4 protein-coding genes and 1 pseudogene are annotated in these 3,181 nt (G+C 41.1%); 1 reads left to right on the top strand and 4 read right to left on the bottom strand.

Going from position 1 to position 3,181, the window contains the following annotated elements:
- A pseudogene (locus PX481_RS01140) lies at positions 1–324 on the top strand (hypothetical protein); the annotation flags it as partial.
- A gap of 123 nt (positions 325–447) precedes the next feature.
- Here the strand turns inward: PX481_RS01140 and PX481_RS01145 are convergent.
- The 4 genes from PX481_RS01145 to PX481_RS01160 all read right to left on the bottom strand — a co-directional run bounded on the left by PX481_RS01145 (position 448) and on the right by PX481_RS01160 (position 3,057).
- Positions 448–915 carry a TspO/MBR family protein gene (locus PX481_RS01145; RefSeq protein ID WP_002757008.1) on the bottom strand — a complete coding sequence of 156 codons (468 nt, stop codon included), beginning with the start codon at positions 913–915 and terminating at the stop codon, positions 448–450.
- A 9-nt stretch (positions 916–924) separates the two neighbouring features.
- Positions 925–1,266 carry a translation initiation factor gene (locus PX481_RS01150; protein WP_288093236.1) on the bottom strand — a complete coding sequence of 114 codons (342 nt, stop codon included), beginning with the start codon at positions 1,264–1,266 and terminating at the stop codon, positions 925–927.
- Between the two features lie 115 nt (positions 1,267–1,381).
- On the bottom strand, positions 1,382–2,896 hold the full coding sequence (locus PX481_RS01155) for a cryptochrome/photolyase family protein (protein WP_002757006.1): 1,515 nt from the start codon (positions 2,894–2,896) through the stop codon (positions 1,382–1,384).
- Between the two features lie 2 nt (positions 2,897–2,898).
- Positions 2,899–3,057, bottom strand: coding sequence for a hypothetical protein (locus tag PX481_RS01160; protein WP_002750171.1), 159 nt, complete (start codon positions 3,055–3,057; stop codon positions 2,899–2,901).
- Positions 3,058–3,181: the final 124 nt, after the last annotated feature.

The following is a 3,181-nucleotide window of genomic DNA, read 5'->3' on the forward strand; positions in this document are numbered from 1 at the left end:
GGGCCTTTCGGTGTCACGATAACTCGTAATAATTGGAATACCGATTGGGCAGTTCCAGGGGGTAGAAGTTTTCAGAGGTTTATCGTTACGGTTTCTGTCCCCCGGGCTGCCTCCTTTGATATCCGGCTGTTTCTCAAGTATAGCGATCAAACTAACGAGGAATTTTTTAATACTAATGGAGTACGAATCGAACCCGATAAACCCTTAACAATTACTGCCACAGTCCGGGCAAATGATCAACCTTTTCTAGTCAATCTTTTTGTCAATGGTATTCAGCACATCGGTAATACCTACACCGCTTCTGTTGTCGGTTGTGAACGATAAAATATATAGGGTGTGCTGAAAAAGTTTTTCGGTGGGGGCAGGGTGTCTGGTGTGGGGTTTTAAGCTAAGAGATGCTCCCTATAAGTAACAAACTTAATTTTTAACCCATCCCACTTTACCTGTCTAGACATCCCGAGGATTGAGATGGATCATTTCCCAAGTCACATAGGTACCGATCGGACTCCAAATCAGGTAGGGTAGGAGTAGGATGCCCGCCCAAGAAGAAACAGGGAAAACCAAGAGCGCCAGAAGACAACCCAAGAAAAAACCCGTACCTCCGATAATCGTTCCCGCTTTGAGACTGCGTAGTTTACAGGTGACGGGAGTATAGGCAGTAATAGTCAATTCCACCAACAGATAAAAAGCCATCAAAAACCAGCGATTAGCCGGTTGAGCTTCCCAGACTAAATAAGCAGAAATTGCCCCACAAATATAGATAATTGTCCAGATAAGAGGGATTAATCTTTCAAAGGTTAACCAATCGGGACGACGCAATCGCGCAAACCAACGTACATCGCGAGAATTGAGTAATCCCCCAGCTAACGCTACCAAAAATCCGACGACACCGATAAGCAACCAAGAGGGAATCATGATTTTAAGCTATCCTCCGCTAATTTTGGCTTTGTAACCCGATTCAATGAGAATTTGGAGAATTTTTTGGCGATGATCTCCTTGGATCTCAATGGTATTTTCTTTCACTGTACCACCCGTTCCGCAAGCAGTTTTTAACTGTTTTAATAATTTCGTCAGAGTTTCGGTTTGGCATTGAAAACCTGTAACCATGGTAACGGTTTTTCCCGCACGACCGGAGCGGGAGGTTTGAACTCGCAAATTCTGCTGATTTGTGGGTAATTCAGGAATGGAACGCTCAAAAGCTTGAGAATTGCTTTTATCTCCAAATTCCTGATAGGCAATCCGGTTTTTTTCTTTTGATTTACTCATATAGCAATTATCATAGTGGGTTTGGGGGTTGGGGGTTTTTCAGTGAGCAGTAAACAGTAAACAGTAAACAGTAATCAGTGAACTGAAAACTGGCATCTGATAACTGATAACTGATTCAAAGCTGACGACTGATAGCTCTTAATTGGTTGGACTGGCAGCGCATTTGATTAAGTTCAGCTGCCGACATTCGATCGAGATGACCTAAAATCATATTAACTCGACCTTGGGATTTTAATTTTTCTCGATGTCGTGCCAAAAAATCCCAGTAAAGAAAGTTAAAAGGACAGGCAAACTCCCCGACTCGTTCATTTTTTTTATACAGACAACCCCGACAATAATCACTCATTTTATCAATATAGTTGGCCGAGGCGGCGTAGGGTTTGGAGGCGAGAATTCCCCCATCGGCAAATTGTCCCATTCCCAACACATTAGTCTGCATTACCCAATCGTAGGCATCGATAAAAACACTATGAAACCAGTTTTCAATCTCTTGGGGAGAGCAACCAAAAATTAAGGCAAAATTGCTCAAAATCATTAATCTTTGAATATGATGGGCATAACCAGTATTTTCCACCTGTGATAATACTTGTTTGAGGCAATTCATCTCGGTTTGGTTACTATCCCAAAAGAAAGCCGGTAAGGGTTGTTGATGCTCAAACCAATTGAGATTAGCGTAATCTTCTCCCAGATAATGATAAATTCCCTGCATATATTCCCGCCATCCCAACACCTGACGGATAAATCCTTCGATGCTATTTAGGGCTAAATTATCTTTTTTATAGGCAATTTCTGCCCCCTGAATCACTTCCAACGGCGTTAGTAATCCTAGATTAAGATAGGGAGATAATAGGGAATGCCAGAGGGTTTCTTCTCCCGTTATCATCGCATCTTGGTAGGGTCCAAAGTTGGGCAGACAATTAGTAATAAAATGCTCCAAAACCTGTAAAGCTTGTCTGCGGGTTACTGCCCAGCGAAAAGGTTTGATTTTTCCATATTTAGGAATATCTAAAGCTTCCACATCAGCGATAACCTGAAGGGTAATTTCATCGGGTTCAAACCAAAGAGGAGCAGCAGTTTTTAATCCATCCTTGGGCGGTTTGCGGTTTTGTTTATCAAAGTTCCATTGTCCTCCTATGGGTTGATTATTCTCCATTAAAATCTGCCATTTTTTGCGACTTTCTCGATAGAAATCCTCTAGTAATAGTCTTTTACGAGATTTAGCCCAATTATTAAAATCTGTCCTTGTCCAGAGAAAGTGATTATTATCAATTAGGGTTATAGCACAGTCTAAATTGAGATTTTTAATTAATCTAAGAAAGGGCAAATCATTAGGCATCATGATCTGTAATTCTTCAATGCCTAATCGTTTAATCCAAGCAGATAAAATTGGTTCAAAATCTTCTGCAATTTCGTAGGTAACAGACCATCCTAAAGTTTTTAATTCTTCGGCAAAATGACGCATCGCCGACCAGATTAAAACTAATTTTTGCTGATGATAGGGTCTTTGTCGAATATGATTGTGGGATTCAATTAAAATAACCGGCGTTTCCTGTGAATAGGCTTGACGATTAGCTAAGGCCGCTTGTCCTGTCCATAATTGATCCCCTAAAATCCAAATACCAATGGTCATAATTATTTCATTGCCTCGACTATTCCCCCGTATTTTTTAGCCATAATATCCGCCATTTCCCGAGCAGAAAATTTACTGGCTTTGTCGATGCTGGGGGTAAATGTACCCGTAGAGGTTAAATAATGGGTAAATACCCCGACTTTTTTGCTAATAATCCACATATTTCTTGAAGTCAAAAATCAAAAAGGGGATGGGAAGTGGGGTGTGGGGTGTGGGGTGTGGGGTGTGGGGAGTTTTCTCAGTGAACTGATAACTGATAACTGATAACTGATAACTGATAACTGA

This window comes from Microcystis sp. M53603_WE2 (assembly GCF_030065435.1).